1 protein-coding gene is annotated in these 649 nt (G+C 46.2%); it reads right to left on the reverse strand.

All coding sequences use genetic code 11. From position 1 onward, the window contains the following. Positions 1-649, reverse strand: a 649-nt coding sequence (locus C9J12_RS30305; protein ID WP_146150148.1) for an FAD-binding protein, incomplete at both ends; no start/stop codon positions are given.

Raw genomic sequence — 649 nt, forward strand, 5'->3', positions numbered from 1 at the left:
TTAGGCTCACCGATAGGGGTTTCAGGACCCATACCGTAATCTTGTAGGTAACGGTAGCCATTTTTGTTTAGCATGATACCGCCTTCACCACGACAACCTTCCGTCATCAAGATGCCAGTACCAGGTAAACCTGTTGGGTGATACTGAACGAATTCCATATCACGTAGTGGTACACCGTGGCGGAACGCCATAGCCATACCATCACCAGTTACGATGCCGCCGTTCGTATTACAGTTGTAAACACGACCCGCGCCACCTGTTGCTAGTACAACAGACTTAGCTTTAATACAGATCAACTCGCCTTCAGACATGTGAATAGCGACAAGACCTTGTGCTTGACCATCTTCAACCAGTAGGTCAACAACGAAATATTCGTCAAAACGGTTAATTTGCTTGTATTTGATAGATGTTTGGAAAAGCGTATGTAGCATGTGGAAGCCGGTTTTATCCGCAGCAAACCATGTACGCTCTACCTTCATTCCGCCAAAACGACGAACGTTTACGTCACCGTTTTCTTTACGACTCCAAGGACAACCCCATTGTTCTAGTTGGGTCATCTCGCGAGTCGCGTTTTCTACGAAATATTCAACAACGTCCTGTTCACATAGCCAGTCACCACCACCAACGGTATCGTTGAAGTGATTGTCTA

The organism is Photobacterium frigidiphilum, assembly GCF_003025615.1.
GTDB classification, from domain to species: Bacteria; Pseudomonadota; Gammaproteobacteria; order Enterobacterales; family Vibrionaceae; genus Photobacterium; species Photobacterium frigidiphilum.